Genomic DNA, 15,215 nt, shown 5'->3' on the forward strand with positions numbered 1-15,215 from the left:
GACATTTTGTACACTCCGCGCACAAGTATAAAAACCAATAACTTAACAATGATCATGTTCAATTCTATTTATAAAATGCTGGAATCCTTTGGATTCGGCTCACAAAAACGTGCTGTGCATATTCATTTTTCTAATCTGGCTTTGAACACACAGGTGTTTATTCAGCGCATTGAGGGCGAACACCGAATCAATCAAGGCTTAAAAGCTGAAATTCTATGTCTATCGACCAATGCTTATCTGCCTTTAAAACAGTTCATTGGTGGACGTGTCGCGGTTGATCAGGTCACGGATGTGGGGCAGCTTTCTCGTCTGACGGGAGTGATTACCAGTGCCAGTCAGGGACAAAGTGATGGTGCGCTAACCGTTTATAAACTCACGATTGAAGATGCAACAGCGCTGTGGCATAAGCGCAGAAACAGTCGTGTGTTTATGAGTAAAAGTGTTCGTGAAATCACTGAAACTCTGTTTAGCGAGTGGCAAAGTCACAGTACATTATTTGCAGCCAGCTTAAGCCTGAACTTAGATGGTTTGAGCCGTGATTATGATGTACGCCCCTTTGTCATGCAGTCTAATGAAACCGACGCTGAGTTTCTCACTCGACTATGGCGGAGTGAAGGGATTAATTGGTTGATCGATGAACAAGCTCCGACGGTGCTCAGTTCGTCGGAACCGATTCAGGCACAGCAACTTCGTTTGATGGATGATAATCAAGCTTTTACAGCACTGGGTCGCCGAAAGATTCGTTTCCACCGCAGCCATGCCACTGAGCCTTTTGATAGCATCACCAGTTTTATTGCTGAACGTCACTTACAATCCACCACGGTACAGACGCAGCGTTGGCAAGCGCAACATTTAGCTCAAGATCAGAGTCAGGCTGTATTGAGTGCGCATCAGCACAGTGATCAACAAGACAATGAAAGTTTGGGTCTGGAACAAGTCTGGTGTGTCAGTCCAGCATGGACGGCTGATCTACAAGGTGAGGATCAGGCCACGTCTGCCAATAGCAGTCAACTAGATCGTCTCAACCAACAACTGAACCAATATCATGAGCTTCAGGCCAAATATTTCACAGCAAAAAGTAGCGTTCGAGATGCGCAAGTGGGCTATTGGTTTGAAATGGTGGATCATCCTGAAATAGAACAGCATGTGTCCGCAGAGCGTGAATTTCTCATTTTAGGCAAAGTTTTTTATAACCAAAATAATTTACCCAAAGAGTTATTACAGCAAATCAATCTGTTATTAAAAGGAAGTCGCTGGCAAGGTCTGAATGAGGAACGGCAAGCCAATGAACTCTTTGTCGTACGCCGTGAGGTCAAAATTGTTCCTGAATATCAAGCGTGGATACACCGTCCAGCAGCCTATCCTTTACGTGCCAAAGTTGTCGGGCCTGAAGGGGAAGAAATTTATGTGGATGCATGGGGACGGATTAAAGTTCGCTTTATGTTTACACGTAGTGATGACCATGCTCATGATGGTGGGGCGGGTGCAAATGACAATGACACGGACTCGGCTTGGGTCGATGTATTGACCCCATGGGCGGGTGAGGGGTATGGCGCACGTTTTCATCCGCGTGTTGGAGAAATTGTGGTCATCGACTTCTTTGAGGGGGATGTCGATCGACCCTTTGTAGTAGGACGCATTCATGAGGCCGAGCGCCACCAAACCATGTTTGATGTGAAAGGGACATTGCCTGCGACGAAAAAACTCAGCGGGATTCGTTCACAAGAGGTTGCAGGGCAAGGCTTTAACCAACTGCGTTTTGATGATACGACAGGGCAAATTAGTGTGCAGCTACACAGCAGTCATGGAGCGAGTCAGCTCAATCTCGGTAACCTCAGTCATCCAAAAGAAACTGAGAACAGTGATGGGCGTGGTGAGGGGTTTGAGCTAAGAACGGATCAATGGGGAGCCATGCGTGCAGGCAAAGGCCTCTTGATTAGTACCTATGCACAGGATCAAGCGGTCGCAGATCATTTGGCTGCATCCGAAGCCCAGTCCATCTTGCAGCAAGGTCATGACAGTATGCACATGCTGAGTACTTTGGCTGTTAAACAACAGACTGATGCACTGAATGTGATCAATCGTCTGCCTAAATTGATTCAGTCTGTAGAGCTAAAAGGGGCCAATCAAGCCCTCCAAGCAACTGTTGGTTTATTTAAAACTGCAGTCAGTCAGGATCCGATTTCGGCATTAAAAACGTGTGGTGGTTTTATTGAGGATATTCAAAAATTTGGTCAAGACACAGACAATTTGATCAATGAATTTAAAGATTATTTTCAGGATGCAGAGGCTTCAATAGAAAATTTAAAAGCCTTTATTGATAACCTCGAAGAACATGGTACAGATGCTTTAAAAAGTCAGTTGCAAGGCGTGAAAGACAATTTGAATGCGGATCCACTCGGCGCTTTAAAAGATGTTGGTAAAGTGATTGCGAATGTTGATATGAGAGACTTTGACCTGACCAGTGCTTGCGGAAGCTTTAATAAAGGCAGCAAATTGGATGTTAATCCCATGCAGGCATTGGGCTCCATGCAAGGTTTTATGGAGACATATGCTCAAGAGGCAGAGCAAACGCAGGATACTCAGAATCAAGCTCAAGCGAAGATCTTTCGTCAGGCTTTAATGCTGCTGGCTTCCCCCAATGGTATTGCTTTAACGACGCCTGAAGATATTGTTTTACAAGCTTCTCAAGACATTGCTGAAAGCGCACAGGGGTCCATTAACTTAAGTGCCCAGAAGAATATTATTGCGCATGCGCAGGATAAAGTGAGCTTATTTGCTGCACAAAAAGGGCTAAAAGCATTTGCAGCAAAAGGAAAAGTCGAATTACAGGCACAAGATGATGCAATAGAAGCGATTGCGCGTAAGGTGATTAAGCTAATTTCAACAGAAGATAAAATAGAAATAACCAGTCCGAAAGAAATTGTACTCACTGCTGGTGGTTCACAGCTCAAAATCAATGGGGATGGAATTTTTACGACAACAGGTGGAAAGTTTGAAAGTAAGGCGGGGCAGCATAGTTTTGTGGGTGGGGCTACAGTAAATGCTGAATTACCTAAAATGCCTGAAAGTGGAATCTTTAGTCGACGCTTTGATTTCAGTGAGTTGATTAATAATGATCTGTTGAAAGACGGGTTCAAATATAAAGTTATTAATCATGCAAAGAAAACAGAATACATCGGTTTTCTTGATCAGTTTGCAAGGACAGAAAGGATCTTTAGTGATAATGCGGATAACGTTGAAATTCTTCTACTTGGTAAGAGTAATAATAGCTCCGATAAATTACAGCTTATAGAGGAGAAAATTACAGAAGACCAAAGTAAGTTTCCGGATGAAACCTGTTGTGGCGGTGATGATGAACATGGTTATAACAATAGGCAGATTGCTGAAGAGTTAAATGAAGATGATGATTTGAAATTAGATTTTGAAAATTTTGGGCTCAAGGATTAAGTTAAAATGAAGACGTTAAAGATAGTGCTAGGTTCATATATTCTATTTAATAGTATGAATTTATATGCGGAAAACGTTAACGAGTGTATGAAATATTGGAGTGAGCCAGCTGTACAAATACGTGTTCTACCAGATGTGCAATGTTTCGATATCTGGGAAGAAGGTTTTAGTAATGAGAATAAAAAAATAGCAAGAAAAATTGGTTTTAATCTCAAAGATAAAAATTGGATGTCTACAGGGATATGTAATCATATCCAATATAAAAATAAAGATTACTATGTTTACTGGGCTGATATGAAGGATGATAGAACTGATCTTATTATGATTTATAATGAGGATAATTCATTTGCTTATTCAAGGAAGATAGACCAAAAAAATATTAAAAATGGATTTAGAAAAGAAGATCAGGTTGATGTGAATTTATCTTGCGGAAAAATAGGTGATGATATAAAAATTGCATCAGTTCTAAATGGTTATATATTTAAAGAAACATCTATTAGTAATATTTTTAAATATAAAATGTATGATAGGTTTAAGTGATGAATAAAATAATAAAATTTAAAGATGGTACGCTGCAAGATTTCAATTTGGATAGAAATGGTTTTATACAAGCTGTTAGTTATAAAGAGTCTAGTGCTGATTTAAAGTTAAGCCCAAATCATAAGATAAATATAATAGCTTCAGCTAAAAAAAGTGCAGGGGGGCACCGTGGATTTTTCCAGATGGGTGAGTCTGCTTTATTTGAAACAGGATATTACTTGGGAGATCTAGGTGTAGATTTTAGAAAGTTAAACCCAGAAAAAGAGCGGGGGAAAATAAATACTATTAGATCAACTTTTGGTAAAAATGACTGGAAAGGAGAGTGGTCTGGTAAAAATGGAATCTATTCACTTAATGATTTTCTTACAAAACCTGAATTACAATTAATGGCAGTAAATGATTGGATTAATCATTTGTGCAAACGCATGAGGATATTAAACTTTAACCAATATTATGGACAAATTATTAATGGGGTTGAAGTAACAGAGTCAGGAGCAATTGCTGGTGCACACTTGATGGGGGAGGGGGGGTTAGCTACTTTTCTTGGTTCACCTCAATTTAAGCAAAAATCTGCTGTATCTGATGCAAATGGTACGCATATTTCCTCATATATATCGATGTTTGGAGATTTTGACTTAGAAACTTGTTGCAAAAGAAAAATCTATATTACTTTAAAAGATAGCTCTGGTTTAGAGTTGAAAGATAAAGAAGTAATAATCATTTCTAAAAATAATGGAAAATATATTTCAGGAGAAACAAGAGTTAAGGTTAAGAGTGATGAGAATGGTAACCTTCCTGTTATTGTTAGAAATCCAAATACTGAAATAAAAATTGTTGCTAACGGAAAAGAGTCAAATAGCATCATTCAAAAAGCAAATGAGAAGCAAAAGGCAGTTTTAAGTGATTTTAAAGTTTCTAGCTACCCTGCTGTTCTAGAAGCAAATAATACCCCTAATCCAAGGCATCAGACTAATAAAACACCTCAAGAAGTAAGAAATGAACAAGCACAGTCTACTACATCTAAAGATGAAACTGATAAAAATTTAGTACAAAAAGATGTTAGTTTTAATATTCAAATTGTCGAAGGTGACTCTGCTAAACCAATTTCAAATATGAATTTTTATCTCACTTATAAGGGTAATATTAAAAAGCATACAGCTGATGGTACTGGCATTAAACAAGGTATTATTGCAGAAGAAGGACAGGATATTGAGGTTTCTGTTGAAGGAAGCGGGCAAAAACAGGTCATACATCACTTTAGGGTCAGTGCTGCATTAAAAAATCAAACGATTAAAGTGAAATTGCCCGTACATACTTTTAAGGTTTCAGTGATACATGATGGTAATGTTATTCCAAATACACTTTTCAGTATTTTTTATAGGGGGCGTGAAATTCATAAACGAACAAATAGCCTTGGCATTATCAATGTTCGAATGTTAATAGGTTTTGTTTTTGGTTTTGGAGTTAAAGGGAAAAGTCTAGTTTTAAGCCGGGTTGAAAAAGCAATTAAGATACAGAATTTTATAGTTAATAATAATGCTATACAAGCATCAAAAATGTATGAAACTGCGGATGCAAAATACAGGCAAATAGAAGATTTGAAAAACCAGCAAAAACAAAAAGAAGCTCAAGAAAATAAAGCGAAAGAAAAAGCAGAAAGTGCTAAGAGTGAGACTGATAAGAAGAATCAAGCAAAGCAAAACGATACGTATACTGAAAATGGAGGAAAGCCATTAACTGAAGTAAGCAGTCAATCGTCAGTAACAAGTGATACTACTCGATATCATATTTATTATAGTGGAGTCATCAAAAGGGAGAATAAAGCAGCAACAGGCTTTGCTGAATTTATTTATTATGATCAGAATGGTGGAATTCATAATTTAGGAAAATCAAACTTTAATGTAACTAATAGATGGAACTCTAAAAAAGTTAAAGGGGTTGGTTCGGTATATTTGATCGATCAAAGAAAACATAAACAGTATAAAAATGGAAATATAGGCTATTTATGGAGAATAGATAGTGAAGATGGAAGGTATTATCTTTCAGGAGTTGCTCTTTCTGCTGTATTAGGTGCTATGTGCAGCCTTGGGTATGCTGAATATACAGGTTCAGGTTTTAGCTGTAAAGATGGATCACCAGGAGATAGTGTCTCTCACTTAAATGGTGAAAATGGAGATTTTAGGTATATTGCTATTAATAATAGACATATGAATGAACTAACTTATACAAGCCATAAACATTTTGATTGGGATAAAAATGTTGATTTCTTAAATGCATTATATAAATTTGGATATAAACTATTTGGTTCTAATCCTGTTAAAATTAAAGAAAATAAATTGTTACCACATTCCAAAAGTTGGAGTGGGCATAATAACCATGTTCACCTGCATGATTTTAACCCAAATTTAGAGGATATATAATGTTTTTAATGAGATATATAAAAGAAGATAGATTTTTAAAAATGGTGTGTTTCTGTTTTTTATTATCGGCATGTAATACTTTTGATAAAAATGGGAGTTCTTTCAGTAGTTTTAGTGAAGATGGATTTGAGAGTTTTAAAATTGGAGACAATAGTCAAAATTTGACAGAGGTTGATGGTAGTCGTGTAGGTGATTGTTTTATTGCAAAGGATAATAAGAACGCGGATATAGAATTTCAAATTATGAATAATAGAATTTCAATTATTTCCTCTATAGACAGTAATAGGAGATCCTATAATGGCATAAAGGTAGGTGCGCCAGAAGCAGAAATAAATAAAAAATATACAGCTAAAAATTTAGATAAGAGAACAAATCCCTATGGTGATCCTAAAAAAGACTATTCGCTTATTCATTGGAATGATAGCGCTAAAAAATTAGGAACACGTTATGATATTGAAAATGGTGTTGTTGTCGGTATTAAGGTTGGAAATAGTAACTTAACTTTAATGGAAGGTTGTGCTTAGCTAACGTATCTAAAACTTAATCTTACTTATTATGTAAAAATGTGGGTAATAGTAAGATTAAGTTTTTGAGGAAAATTTTTCAACTTTAGATACTGGCTTTAAAAATCACCCTTCCAACACTTCTTCCAACAACTCTTCGCTCGGTGCAAAATAATAAGCACCGTCCACAGGAGCCACAAAATGAAGCATACGGTCATGAATTCCATCACCACTGGTGCCGAACATACGCAGTAACATCGCATCAATAATGTTTAAATCTTTCGTATAGGCAATAAAAAATAAACCTTGCTCACCTTTACCATCGCCATAAGGAAGCGAGTGACGTAGGATTTCCATTTCTTCGCCTTCATCATCTTCAACCACGACACGTGCAACGTGAGAATTTTCAGGTTTAACGTCATCATCTAGTTCAATACTTTCAAGTTTTGTCCGTCCAAAGACTTGCTCTTGAGCATCAACCTTTAGCTTTTTCCACTTTTCCAAATCATGGCAATAGCGCTGTGCAAAGATAAAAGAACCATCTGCGAATATTCCTGCATCTTCACTTAATAAAGTCGTTGCAGCACGATCATCGGGGAACTGCGGGTTTTCAGTACCATCAATAAAACCAGTCAAATCTCGACCATCAAAATTGCGGAAACAGACTCGTTCATCTAAAACATCAACTTTATCTTGGATGCCTTCAAAGAACGATTGGCTAAGGGCAAAACAAATATCGGTACGCTGAGACGCAATATGAATTAAAACATCCGCAGGTGAAACAGGCATATTGAAAGAGCCATAAATGGGCTCTAGCTGTTTAAACCCTGCAGGCGCTGTAGGATGAAGTTGTGCCCAAAGTTCAGGGCCAAAAGCAACAGCTGTTTTAATCTGCGCATGTGGATGTTGGGTAATAAGGCGATCACGAGTTGAAAATAAATCTTCTAATTTTTCTTTAAGTTCTTCAATACTTAAATCTTTTAAACGTAAAACAATAAAACGGGCATGATCTGAAGGTAATGGTAGAATTACAGATTGGGCGGTCATTCATGGCTCCTAAAAAAATTGTTATTTCTATTGGCTGTACTTATTGTGCCTTATGCAGTTTCTGCTTCATAGCCTTAAGTGATAAATTCATTGATGAATAATAAACCCTAAAAGCATGAAAGATCATATAATCTAAAGGTCATTTTTTTCTCAATACCACTATGTCATTTCAAATTTGGCTTGGCTTTGTACTCGCATGTTGGATCATTAGTATTTCTCCAGGGGCAGGGGCCATTGCGTCAATGTCGAGTGGCCTTAACTACGGTTTTCGGCATGGCTATTGGAATGCGCTGGGTTTACAACTCGCCTTGTTGGTACAAATCGGTATTGTGGCGGCTGGGGTAGGGGTACTTTTTGCCACAACGCCGTGGGCATTTTGGGCCGTGAAGTGGTTTGGTGTGGCTTATTTATTGTATTTGGCTTATTTACAATGGATGGCACCCATTCAATCGATTGAAATTCAACAAGAACAACCGACTAAATCACGCTCTAAATTGGTGATGTATGGCTTTTTGGTCAATATGAGCAATCCCAAAGCAATCGTCTTTTTATTGGCAGTTTTACCGCAATTTTTGGATTTGTCTAAACCACAGTGGAGTCAATATGCGGTGATGGCCGTCACGATGGTCACGATTGATTTGATTGTCATGGCAGGATATACGGGATTGGCAGCGAAAGTTTTAAAACTCTTAACATCACCGCGACAGCAAAAATATCTCAATCGTACTTTCGCAGCGTTGTTCAGTTGTGCGGCGGGACTGCTTAGTTTGGTTCATCAGTAAGTTTAGTCTGCGTCAATTCTGCTAAAAACTGTTGTTCGGTAACCACATGTATACCGTGCTGACGAAATAGGGCGGCAGTGATTCCTTCCCCTGCAATTTTTTGTCCAGTAAATGAGCCATCATAAATACCATCGCTGCCACAGGATGGGCTATTGGCTTTGAGCACGGCATGCGTGACATGATTGGCTCGCGCCAATGCTAAAGCTTTGTAAGCACCTTGAATAAAGACATCGCTAATCTGCTGACCATCTGAGGAAAAAACCTGTGCGTGGCCTAATAAAACATCAGCACCTGACCCGTGGCGAATTTCTGCTGCGGGACGCGGGGTTGGAAGTCCTGCACTGACTTCAGGACATAAGCTGACATAATCTTTATCGAGCAAAGCTTGAACTAACTGAGAGACTAAGCAGTCTTTGCCGTCATAACGGACTTTTTGTCCGAGTAGACATGCACTGATAAAATAACGTTGATGGATCATTTAGTTATGTCAGTTTTTTAAACTTCTGCGCGATAAAAATCAACGCAAACAAAATCGACATGGTTAAAACAATGCTGAGCCCTGTAGAGGTATTCAGCCCTGCACTGGACCATAAACCAACGGTCACCCCAATTTGCGCAATCACAAAGGCCCAAATCACCATTTGTTTTGGAGAGTGGGCAAGCAGTCGAGCGGTAAGTGCTGGAATGACAAGCAAGGCACCCATCAGTAAAGAACCCACTGCACGAAGCGCTAAAATGGTAAATAAAGCCAGTAGCAACATAAAAATCAAACGTTGCCATTTCGCACTGACACCTTCACTGACGGCCATATCAGGATCGATCGCGATTTGAATTTGAGCCTGCCAACTCTTATAAAGCACTGCCAACGCAACAACAATAACAGTGGCAAAAACGGGCAGGTCTGCCCATGTGATCGTGAGCAAATCACCAAATAAATAGCTGAGTAGCTCAGGTCTTAAGCTTGGAATATGTTGAATAAACATCAAACCCGAGCAGAGCAAGGTCGCAGAACAGAGTGCGAGTAATGCGTCATTCGGTAACCGTGGATCATGCAAAACCCAAAGGATCGCCACCAACAAGCCCGCAATAAAAGCCACACCCATCCACAGGGGCAACGCCATTGCTCCTGCAATCGCGACACCCAGTAACGTGCCATGTGCCATGGTGTCGGCAAAGAATGACATGCGACGCCATAGCATCAAACAGCCCAGTGGTGCAGTCAAAAAGACCAGAAGCGTGCCCATAATCCATGCAGGCAACAGCAGTTGTAACCATTCCATCATGACTTAAGCTTCCGGTTCAGGGTGAATGTGTGGGCGAGCGTCATGCTGACAAGGCGTTGCACTATCACCATGTGCGCAGTGATCATGATGATGTTGATAGAACACGCGGTTAGTACCAAAAATGGCTTGATACTCAGGGTGTTGTTGCACACTTTCAGGCAGGCCACTACAACAAATGTGTTTATTCAAACACACCACACGATGAGTTCCTTGCATGACCCACTGCAAATCATGTGAAACCATGAGCACAGCACAACCATATTTGGCGGGTAAACTGCGCACATAGTCGTACAGCTCAGCCTCAGACTGAATGTCTAAGCCCTGCATCGGTTCATCGAGAACCAAAATATCGGGTTGACGTAACAGTGCACGAGCCAGTAAAACGCGTTGTCGTTCCCCACCTGAAAGCTGCTGTACTTTAGAATTTTCAAGTTTGCTGATCCCAGTATCGTGGATAATTTCTTGCTTAATTACAGGATCACATTTTTCCAAAGCTAAGAGGTCTTTCACCCTAAGCGGTAGGCTATGTGAGGGATTAAATTTTTGTGGTACATAAGAAAACTTGAGTGGCTTTGTTGTTTTAATTTCGCCAGTATTAGGGTGCACAATACCCAATAGCACTTTAATGAGCGTGGATTTCCCTGCACCATTTGGCCCAATCAGGGTCACAATTTCCCGTTCATGTAAGACAAAATCGACATGCTTTAAAATGTCGCGTTCATCGATACGAACACTAATTTGGGAGAGTTCGACCAGAACAGGATCGAGGCTTATTTGTGGCGACACTGCTGACAAATTCCTGAAATTTCGATAATGCTATGTTGTGCCGTAAAACCATCGGCTGCGGAAAGTGCATCGAGTTGTTGTAATAATCCTTGAGCAGAGGCCTCTGTCACTGATTTGCAATCAGTGCAAATGAGAAAGGCGGCTTGATGGCCTTCACGGGGATGGCAACACGGAATATAGGCATTAATCGAGGTGAGTCGGTGAATGAGACCTTTTTCTAATAAAAAGTCTAAGGTGCGGTACACCGTCGGTGGGGCAGCAGGGCGGTCGGCATTGCTTTTAATTTTAGCCAACAAATCATACGCACCCATCGGGCCTGTCGCATTTAGGATCAGTGCCAAAACTTCTTTTCTTAAGGGGGTTAAGCGCGCACCAGTTGCTGCGCACAAGACTTCTGCTTCAGCCAAACGCATCTCAACGTTGTGATGACCATGCACATCATGTAAAGCATGGTGGTGTTCGTGAGAACAAGCGCTCATAACAAACCTCAAGTGCAAAATTTATAAAAGAAAAACGACATTAAATCTTAACATGAAGCGCAGAGAGTTTCGATTAGGCATAGGTATTTTTGTCGATTTGTTATATTATAACACTAATTGTATTTCTAGTGATTGCTCCCCATGTCCCGTTTCTTGGCTTTTTTTGCGTTTGCGCTGTTTAGTAGTGTTGCTTGGACGCAAGACTTGGTTGTTTCTACACAGCCGATTTACTTGATTGCACAGGAAGTGACAAAAGGCATTGAAAAACCAACCTTATTGTTGGCCGATCAATCTGGACATGATGTGAGTTTGACCCCAATGCATCGTAAAATCATTCAGGATGCAGGCTTGGTTATTTGGTTGGGACGAGCACATGAAGCACCGCTGGATAAACTCCTGACCCCCAATGATAAAGCAGTTTCTATTTTAGATTCAGGCATTATCAATACCTTACCACTACGAAATACCCGTGGTGATGCCTTAAAAAATACCATTGATACCCATGTTTGGCTTGACCCAAACAATGCGGTACGTATTGGTTTCTTTATTGCAGGCCTCCGTTCACAGCAGATGCCTGAGTATAAGGAGCGCTACTGGAATAATGCCAAAATCTTTGCTCAGAAAATGTTGCAAGCCTCAGCTATATATAGTCAAAGTACCCAAGCTCGCCAGTATTGGTCTTTTCATGATGCCTATCAATACATTGAGCGACCTTTAAACTTACGCTTTGCAGGCGCCTTGACAGATGACCCACATATTGCCCCTACGGTTGCGCAAATCAAATACTTAAATGACAGCCGCCCTTACTCAAAGATGTGCCTTTTGGCCGAAGTGCATGCCAGTCAAGCACAATATCAAAAGTTGAACCCATTGGTTTTCCAAGCTGTTGATGAAAGCATGACTGGGGCAGGGGATTTTGTCAGCGCGTGGAAGCAATTGGCCAATCATGTGCATAAATGTGTGCTAAATGCCCGAAAGTGACGCAAAAATTAAACAATAATTGATTAGTTTAAAAGCAATTTAAACATAGAAAAAAACTCGACTTAGGTCGGGAAAAGATTGCATGTTCAGGGGTGTAACTCTATAATGCCTGCGATTAAAAATAATCATCAGCTAAACTTGTCAAGCATGATTGTTGTGAGTGAATAAATAATGAGCCGAACTAGTCGCTTGATTGACCGACGATTAGCGAAAGCTTTAGTCCTCTTACAAGCATGTATGATTCCTGTTTCAGCCTTGATCGGCTGGGTCCTGAAAGACTCAACCGCAGCCCTGAGTGCAGCATTAGGTGCGCTCGTGTGTTGGCTTGCGACTTGCTATTTTTCATGGCAGTCGTTTCGAGCAGCAGGAGCTCGCGCTTCTAAACAAGTTCTTGCGAACATGTATAAAGGCATGATGGGTAAGTTTGCAATTGTGATTGTTGGTTTCATTTTAATTTTAAGCAATGTCAAACCGTTGTCAGCGGTGGCGTTGTTTTGTGGTTTTATGCTCGTTCAAACCATGACGTGGGTTGCTCCATTTTGGGTGTCGCGTCAACAAAAACGAGTTTAATAAGCACTACAAAAAATTGAAAAGTTTTTTAGGAGATGGACGAGATATCAAGCAGCACGCGATGTTCGTTCTCTCTATTTGTATTTGACATTGACCAGGTGTGATTTATGGCTGCTGAAGAACATGCCCTTACTTCGACCGAGTATATCAAGCATCACTTGACGAATATGACTTATGGCAAAATGCCAGACGGTTCATGGAAGTTGGCTGAGACTGCTGAAGAAGCTCAACAGATGGGGTTCACTGCTATTCACTTGGATTCAATGGGTTGGTCTATCACTCTTGGTGTGATTTTCTGTTTGTTGTTCTGGTGCGTAGCGAAAGCTGCAAACTCTGGTGTTCCAACCAAGTTCCAGTCTGCAATTGAAATGATCATTGAGTTTGTGGACTCAAGTGTTCGCGACACTTTCCATGGCAAATCACGCTTAATTGCGCCACTTGCATTGACCATTTTCGTGTGGATTTTCCTCATGAACGCAATGGACTTAATCCCAGTTGACTTTATTCCGTATACAGCTCAACTGATTGGTGCAAGTGTATTTGGTATGGATCCTCATCACGTTTACTTCAAGGTTGTACCTTCTACAGATCCAAACATTACCCTAGGTATGTCTTTATCTGTATTTGTACTGATCCTGTTCTACAGTATTCGCGAAAAGGGGATTGGTGGTTTCGTTGGCGAATTAGCACTTAACCCATTTAACCCAAGTAACCCAGTTGCAAAAGCGTTATTGATTCCAGTGAACTTAATTCTTGAATTAGTAACATTCCTTGCACGTCCAGTTTCATTGGCTCTGCGACTTTTCGGTAACATGTATGCAGGTGAGTTAATCTTCATCCTTATCGCATTATTACCGTTCTGGATCCAATGGGCGTTGTCTGTGCCTTGGGCGATCTTCCACATTCTTGTTATCACGCTACAAGCATTCATTTTTATGATGCTGACTATCGTATACTTGAGCATGGCAAGCGAAAAGCATTAATGGTAATGCCTAACTATCACTGGATGGTTGGGCGCACAATTTTTTAATTTAATTTGGTATAAACCTAACCTCTGAGGAATTATCATGGAACTCACTTTAGGTCTAGTTGCAATTGCATCTGCTATCTTGATCGCTTTTGGTGCTTTAGGTACTGCGATTGGTTTTGGTCTTTTAGGCGGTCGCTTCCTTGAAGCTGTTGCACGTCAACCAGAATTGGCTCCACAACTTCAAACTCGTATGTTCTTAATCGCGGGTCTTCTTGACGCTGTGCCTATGATCGGTGTTGGTATTGGCTTGTTCTTCATCTTTGCTAATCCATTTGTAGGTTAATCAGCTTAATTCCTAAATTAAACTATTGAGGAATAGCAATGAATATCAACCTCACATTGATTGGCCAAGCGATTGCATTTGCGATGTTTGTCGCATTCTGCATGAAATTTGTATGGCCACCACTAATCAATGCGATTAGTGAGCGTCAGCGTAAAATCGCTGATGGCTTAAACGCTGCTGAAAAAGCAAAAGCTGATCTTGCGGATGCGCAAGCTCAAGTGAAAGCTGAATTAGATGCAGCGAAAGCGCAAGCGGCTCAATTGATCGAACAAGCGAACCGTCGCGGTGCACAATTGGTAGAAGAAGCTCGTACTCAAGCGTCAGCTGAAGGTGAGCGTATTCGTCAACAAGCAAAAGAAGCTGTTGATACAGAAATCAATTCTGCTCGTGAAGAATTACGTCAACAAGTTGCTGATCTTGCAGTAACAGGCGCTGAGAAAATTCTTAGCCAAAAAGTTGATGCTGAAGCTCACAATGCCATGCTGACTCAGCTGGCTGCTAAACTTTAAGAGAGGCGGATTATGGCTGAACTCTTGACGTTGGCACGCCCGTACGCTAAAGCAGCATTTGCTTACGCTTCTGAGCAAAATGCAACTGACTCTTGGTCATCTGCATTGAACTTGCTCAGTGCTGCGGTGCAAGACGAAGCATTTTCAGCTTTCTTAACTCGCCCTGAGCTTACTCCTGCTGAGCAGGTAAGTCTTTTTGCAAAAGTATTAGGCGAAGACCAAACTGCAGCAGTGTCAAACTTTTTGACATTGCTTGCTGAAAACAACCGTTTGGCGCTTCTTCCTGAAATTTCTGCTGAATACGAGCAGCTCAAATCACAGAATAACAATACTGTGGATGTAGTCATTGAATCTGCATTCCCATTGACTTCTGTACAAGAACAATTACTTGCACATGCTTTAGAGAAAAAATTCGAAGCTGCGGTAAATGTTTCTGTAGAAGTTAAACCAGAGCTTATTGCTGGTGTTGTTATTCGTGCAGGCGACCAAGTGATAGATGATTCTGCGCTTAACAAGCTAGAAAAAATGCGGACTCGTCTTCTTGCTTAATTG

Annotated in this window: 16 protein-coding genes; 11 read left to right on the top strand and 5 right to left on the bottom strand. The window is 40.5% G+C overall.

Going from position 1 to position 15,215, the window contains the following annotated elements; genetic code table 11:
- Positions 1-54 precede the first annotated feature (54 nt).
- Genes PTT44_RS07685 through PTT44_RS07700 form a run of 4 tightly spaced genes read left to right on the top strand, consistent with a single transcriptional unit; the run spans position 55 to position 6,934 of the window.
- A complete protein-coding gene (locus tag PTT44_RS07685) occupies positions 55-3,450 on the top strand; it encodes a type VI secretion system Vgr family protein (protein ID WP_168159517.1) in 3,396 nt (1,131 codons plus the stop codon).
- Between the two features lie 6 nt (positions 3,451-3,456).
- Positions 3,457-3,990, top strand: a complete 534-nt coding sequence (locus PTT44_RS07690) for a hypothetical protein (protein ID WP_168159516.1) — start codon at positions 3,457-3,459, stop codon at positions 3,988-3,990.
- On the top strand, positions 3,990-6,410 hold the full coding sequence (locus PTT44_RS07695; RefSeq protein ID WP_168159515.1) for a hypothetical protein: 2,421 nt from the start codon (positions 3,990-3,992) through the stop codon (positions 6,408-6,410). The genes PTT44_RS07690 and PTT44_RS07695 overlap by 1 nt, the downstream gene beginning before the upstream one ends.
- Complete coding sequence (locus tag PTT44_RS07700; protein WP_168159514.1) at positions 6,410-6,934, top strand: hypothetical protein; 525 nt, start codon at positions 6,410-6,412, stop codon at positions 6,932-6,934. The genes PTT44_RS07695 and PTT44_RS07700 overlap by 1 nt, the downstream gene beginning before the upstream one ends.
- A gap of 105 nt (positions 6,935-7,039) precedes the next feature.
- On the opposite strand, the gene PTT44_RS07705 is transcribed toward PTT44_RS07700, so the two are convergent.
- On the bottom strand, positions 7,040-7,960 hold the full coding sequence (locus PTT44_RS07705; protein WP_168159513.1) for a Dyp-type peroxidase: 921 nt from the start codon (positions 7,958-7,960) through the stop codon (positions 7,040-7,042).
- A gap of 161 nt (positions 7,961-8,121) precedes the next feature.
- Here PTT44_RS07705 and PTT44_RS07710 point away from each other — a divergent pair, with 161 nt between their 5' ends.
- Positions 8,122-8,742 (top strand): LysE family transporter, encoded by a 621-nt coding sequence (locus PTT44_RS07710; protein WP_168159512.1) that lies wholly within the window; start codon positions 8,122-8,124, stop codon positions 8,740-8,742.
- On the opposite strand, the gene PTT44_RS07715 is transcribed toward PTT44_RS07710, so the two are convergent.
- The 4 genes from PTT44_RS07715 to PTT44_RS07730 are packed head-to-tail and all read right to left on the bottom strand — an operon-like array spanning position 8,723 to position 11,290.
- Positions 8,723-9,220 carry a DUF523 domain-containing protein gene (locus PTT44_RS07715; protein ID WP_078389786.1) on the bottom strand — a complete coding sequence of 166 codons (498 nt, stop codon included), beginning with the start codon at positions 9,218-9,220 and terminating at the stop codon, positions 8,723-8,725. The genes PTT44_RS07710 and PTT44_RS07715 overlap by 20 nt on opposite strands.
- Before the next feature lie 4 nt (positions 9,221-9,224).
- Positions 9,225-10,025 (bottom strand): zinc ABC transporter permease subunit ZnuB, encoded by an 801-nt coding sequence (znuB, locus tag PTT44_RS07720; protein ID WP_004984031.1) that lies wholly within the window; start codon positions 10,023-10,025, stop codon positions 9,225-9,227.
- A 3-nt stretch (positions 10,026-10,028) separates the two neighbouring features.
- Complete coding sequence (znuC, locus tag PTT44_RS07725) at positions 10,029-10,811, bottom strand: zinc ABC transporter ATP-binding protein ZnuC (RefSeq protein ID WP_058952383.1); 783 nt, start codon at positions 10,809-10,811, stop codon at positions 10,029-10,031.
- Positions 10,796-11,290, bottom strand: coding sequence for a transcriptional repressor (locus PTT44_RS07730; RefSeq protein WP_168159511.1), 495 nt, complete (start codon positions 11,288-11,290; stop codon positions 10,796-10,798). The genes znuC and PTT44_RS07730 overlap by 16 nt, the downstream gene beginning before the upstream one ends.
- 141 nt (positions 11,291-11,431) lie before the next feature.
- Here PTT44_RS07730 and PTT44_RS07735 point away from each other — a divergent pair, with 141 nt between their 5' ends.
- The 6 genes from PTT44_RS07735 (at position 11,432) to PTT44_RS07760 (ending at position 15,212) form a co-directional block, all read left to right on the top strand.
- Positions 11,432-12,271, top strand: coding sequence for a metal ABC transporter solute-binding protein, Zn/Mn family (locus tag PTT44_RS07735; protein ID WP_168159510.1), 840 nt, complete (start codon positions 11,432-11,434; stop codon positions 12,269-12,271).
- A 171-nt stretch (positions 12,272-12,442) separates the two neighbouring features.
- Positions 12,443-12,841: an ATP synthase subunit I gene (locus PTT44_RS07740; RefSeq protein WP_086210813.1), complete on the top strand. Its 399-nt coding sequence runs from the start codon at positions 12,443-12,445 to the stop codon at positions 12,839-12,841.
- Between the two features lie 107 nt (positions 12,842-12,948).
- On the top strand, positions 12,949-13,824 hold the full coding sequence (atpB, locus tag PTT44_RS07745) for a F0F1 ATP synthase subunit A (RefSeq protein WP_004684418.1): 876 nt from the start codon (positions 12,949-12,951) through the stop codon (positions 13,822-13,824).
- A gap of 84 nt (positions 13,825-13,908) precedes the next feature.
- On the top strand, positions 13,909-14,154 hold the full coding sequence (gene atpE / locus PTT44_RS07750; protein ID WP_000424060.1) for a F0F1 ATP synthase subunit C: 246 nt from the start codon (positions 13,909-13,911) through the stop codon (positions 14,152-14,154).
- Positions 14,155-14,192: 38 nt separating this feature from the next.
- Positions 14,193-14,663, top strand: a complete 471-nt coding sequence (locus PTT44_RS07755) for a F0F1 ATP synthase subunit B (RefSeq protein ID WP_004684420.1) — start codon at positions 14,193-14,195, stop codon at positions 14,661-14,663.
- Between the two features lie 12 nt (positions 14,664-14,675).
- A complete protein-coding gene (locus tag PTT44_RS07760; protein WP_004984037.1) occupies positions 14,676-15,212 on the top strand; it encodes a F0F1 ATP synthase subunit delta in 537 nt (178 codons plus the stop codon).
- Positions 15,213-15,215 lie beyond the last annotated feature (3 nt).

Origin of the sequence: Acinetobacter sp. Gutcm_16, assembly GCF_028649355.1 — a bacterium.
In the GTDB taxonomy this organism is placed as follows: domain Bacteria; phylum Pseudomonadota; class Gammaproteobacteria; order Pseudomonadales; family Moraxellaceae; genus Acinetobacter; species Acinetobacter johnsonii.

What these genes read in the sequence shown, in the direction of transcription:
- PTT44_RS07685 (WP_168159517.1), top strand. Translation starts at nt 55, where the DNA reads ATGTTCAATTCTATTTATAAAATGCTGGAATCCTTTGGATTCGGCTCA.
- PTT44_RS07690 (WP_168159516.1), top strand. Translation starts at nt 3,457, where the DNA reads ATGAAGACGTTAAAGATAGTGCTAGGTTCATATATTCTATTTAATAGT.
- PTT44_RS07695 (WP_168159515.1), top strand. Translation starts at nt 3,990, where the DNA reads ATGAATAAAATAATAAAATTTAAAGATGGTACGCTGCAAGATTTCAAT.
- PTT44_RS07700 (WP_168159514.1), top strand. Translation starts at nt 6,410, where the DNA reads ATGTTTTTAATGAGATATATAAAAGAAGATAGATTTTTAAAAATGGTG.
- PTT44_RS07705 (WP_168159513.1), bottom strand. Translation starts at nt 7,960, where the DNA reads ATGACCGCCCAATCTGTAATTCTACCATTACCTTCAGATCATGCCCGT.
- PTT44_RS07710 (WP_168159512.1), top strand. Translation starts at nt 8,122, where the DNA reads ATGTCATTTCAAATTTGGCTTGGCTTTGTACTCGCATGTTGGATCATT.
- PTT44_RS07715 (WP_078389786.1), bottom strand. Translation starts at nt 9,220, where the DNA reads ATGATCCATCAACGTTATTTTATCAGTGCATGTCTACTCGGACAAAAA.
- znuB (WP_004984031.1), bottom strand. Translation starts at nt 10,025, where the DNA reads ATGATGGAATGGTTACAACTGCTGTTGCCTGCATGGATTATGGGCACG.
- PTT44_RS07730 (WP_168159511.1), bottom strand. Translation starts at nt 11,290, where the DNA reads ATGAGCGCTTGTTCTCACGAACACCACCATGCTTTACATGATGTGCAT.
- PTT44_RS07735 (WP_168159510.1), top strand. Translation starts at nt 11,432, where the DNA reads ATGTCCCGTTTCTTGGCTTTTTTTGCGTTTGCGCTGTTTAGTAGTGTT.
- PTT44_RS07740 (WP_086210813.1), top strand. Translation starts at nt 12,443, where the DNA reads ATGAGCCGAACTAGTCGCTTGATTGACCGACGATTAGCGAAAGCTTTA.
- atpB (WP_004684418.1), top strand. Translation starts at nt 12,949, where the DNA reads ATGGCTGCTGAAGAACATGCCCTTACTTCGACCGAGTATATCAAGCAT.
- atpE (WP_000424060.1), top strand. Translation starts at nt 13,909, where the DNA reads ATGGAACTCACTTTAGGTCTAGTTGCAATTGCATCTGCTATCTTGATC.
- PTT44_RS07755 (WP_004684420.1), top strand. Translation starts at nt 14,193, where the DNA reads ATGAATATCAACCTCACATTGATTGGCCAAGCGATTGCATTTGCGATG.
- PTT44_RS07760 (WP_004984037.1), top strand. Translation starts at nt 14,676, where the DNA reads ATGGCTGAACTCTTGACGTTGGCACGCCCGTACGCTAAAGCAGCATTT.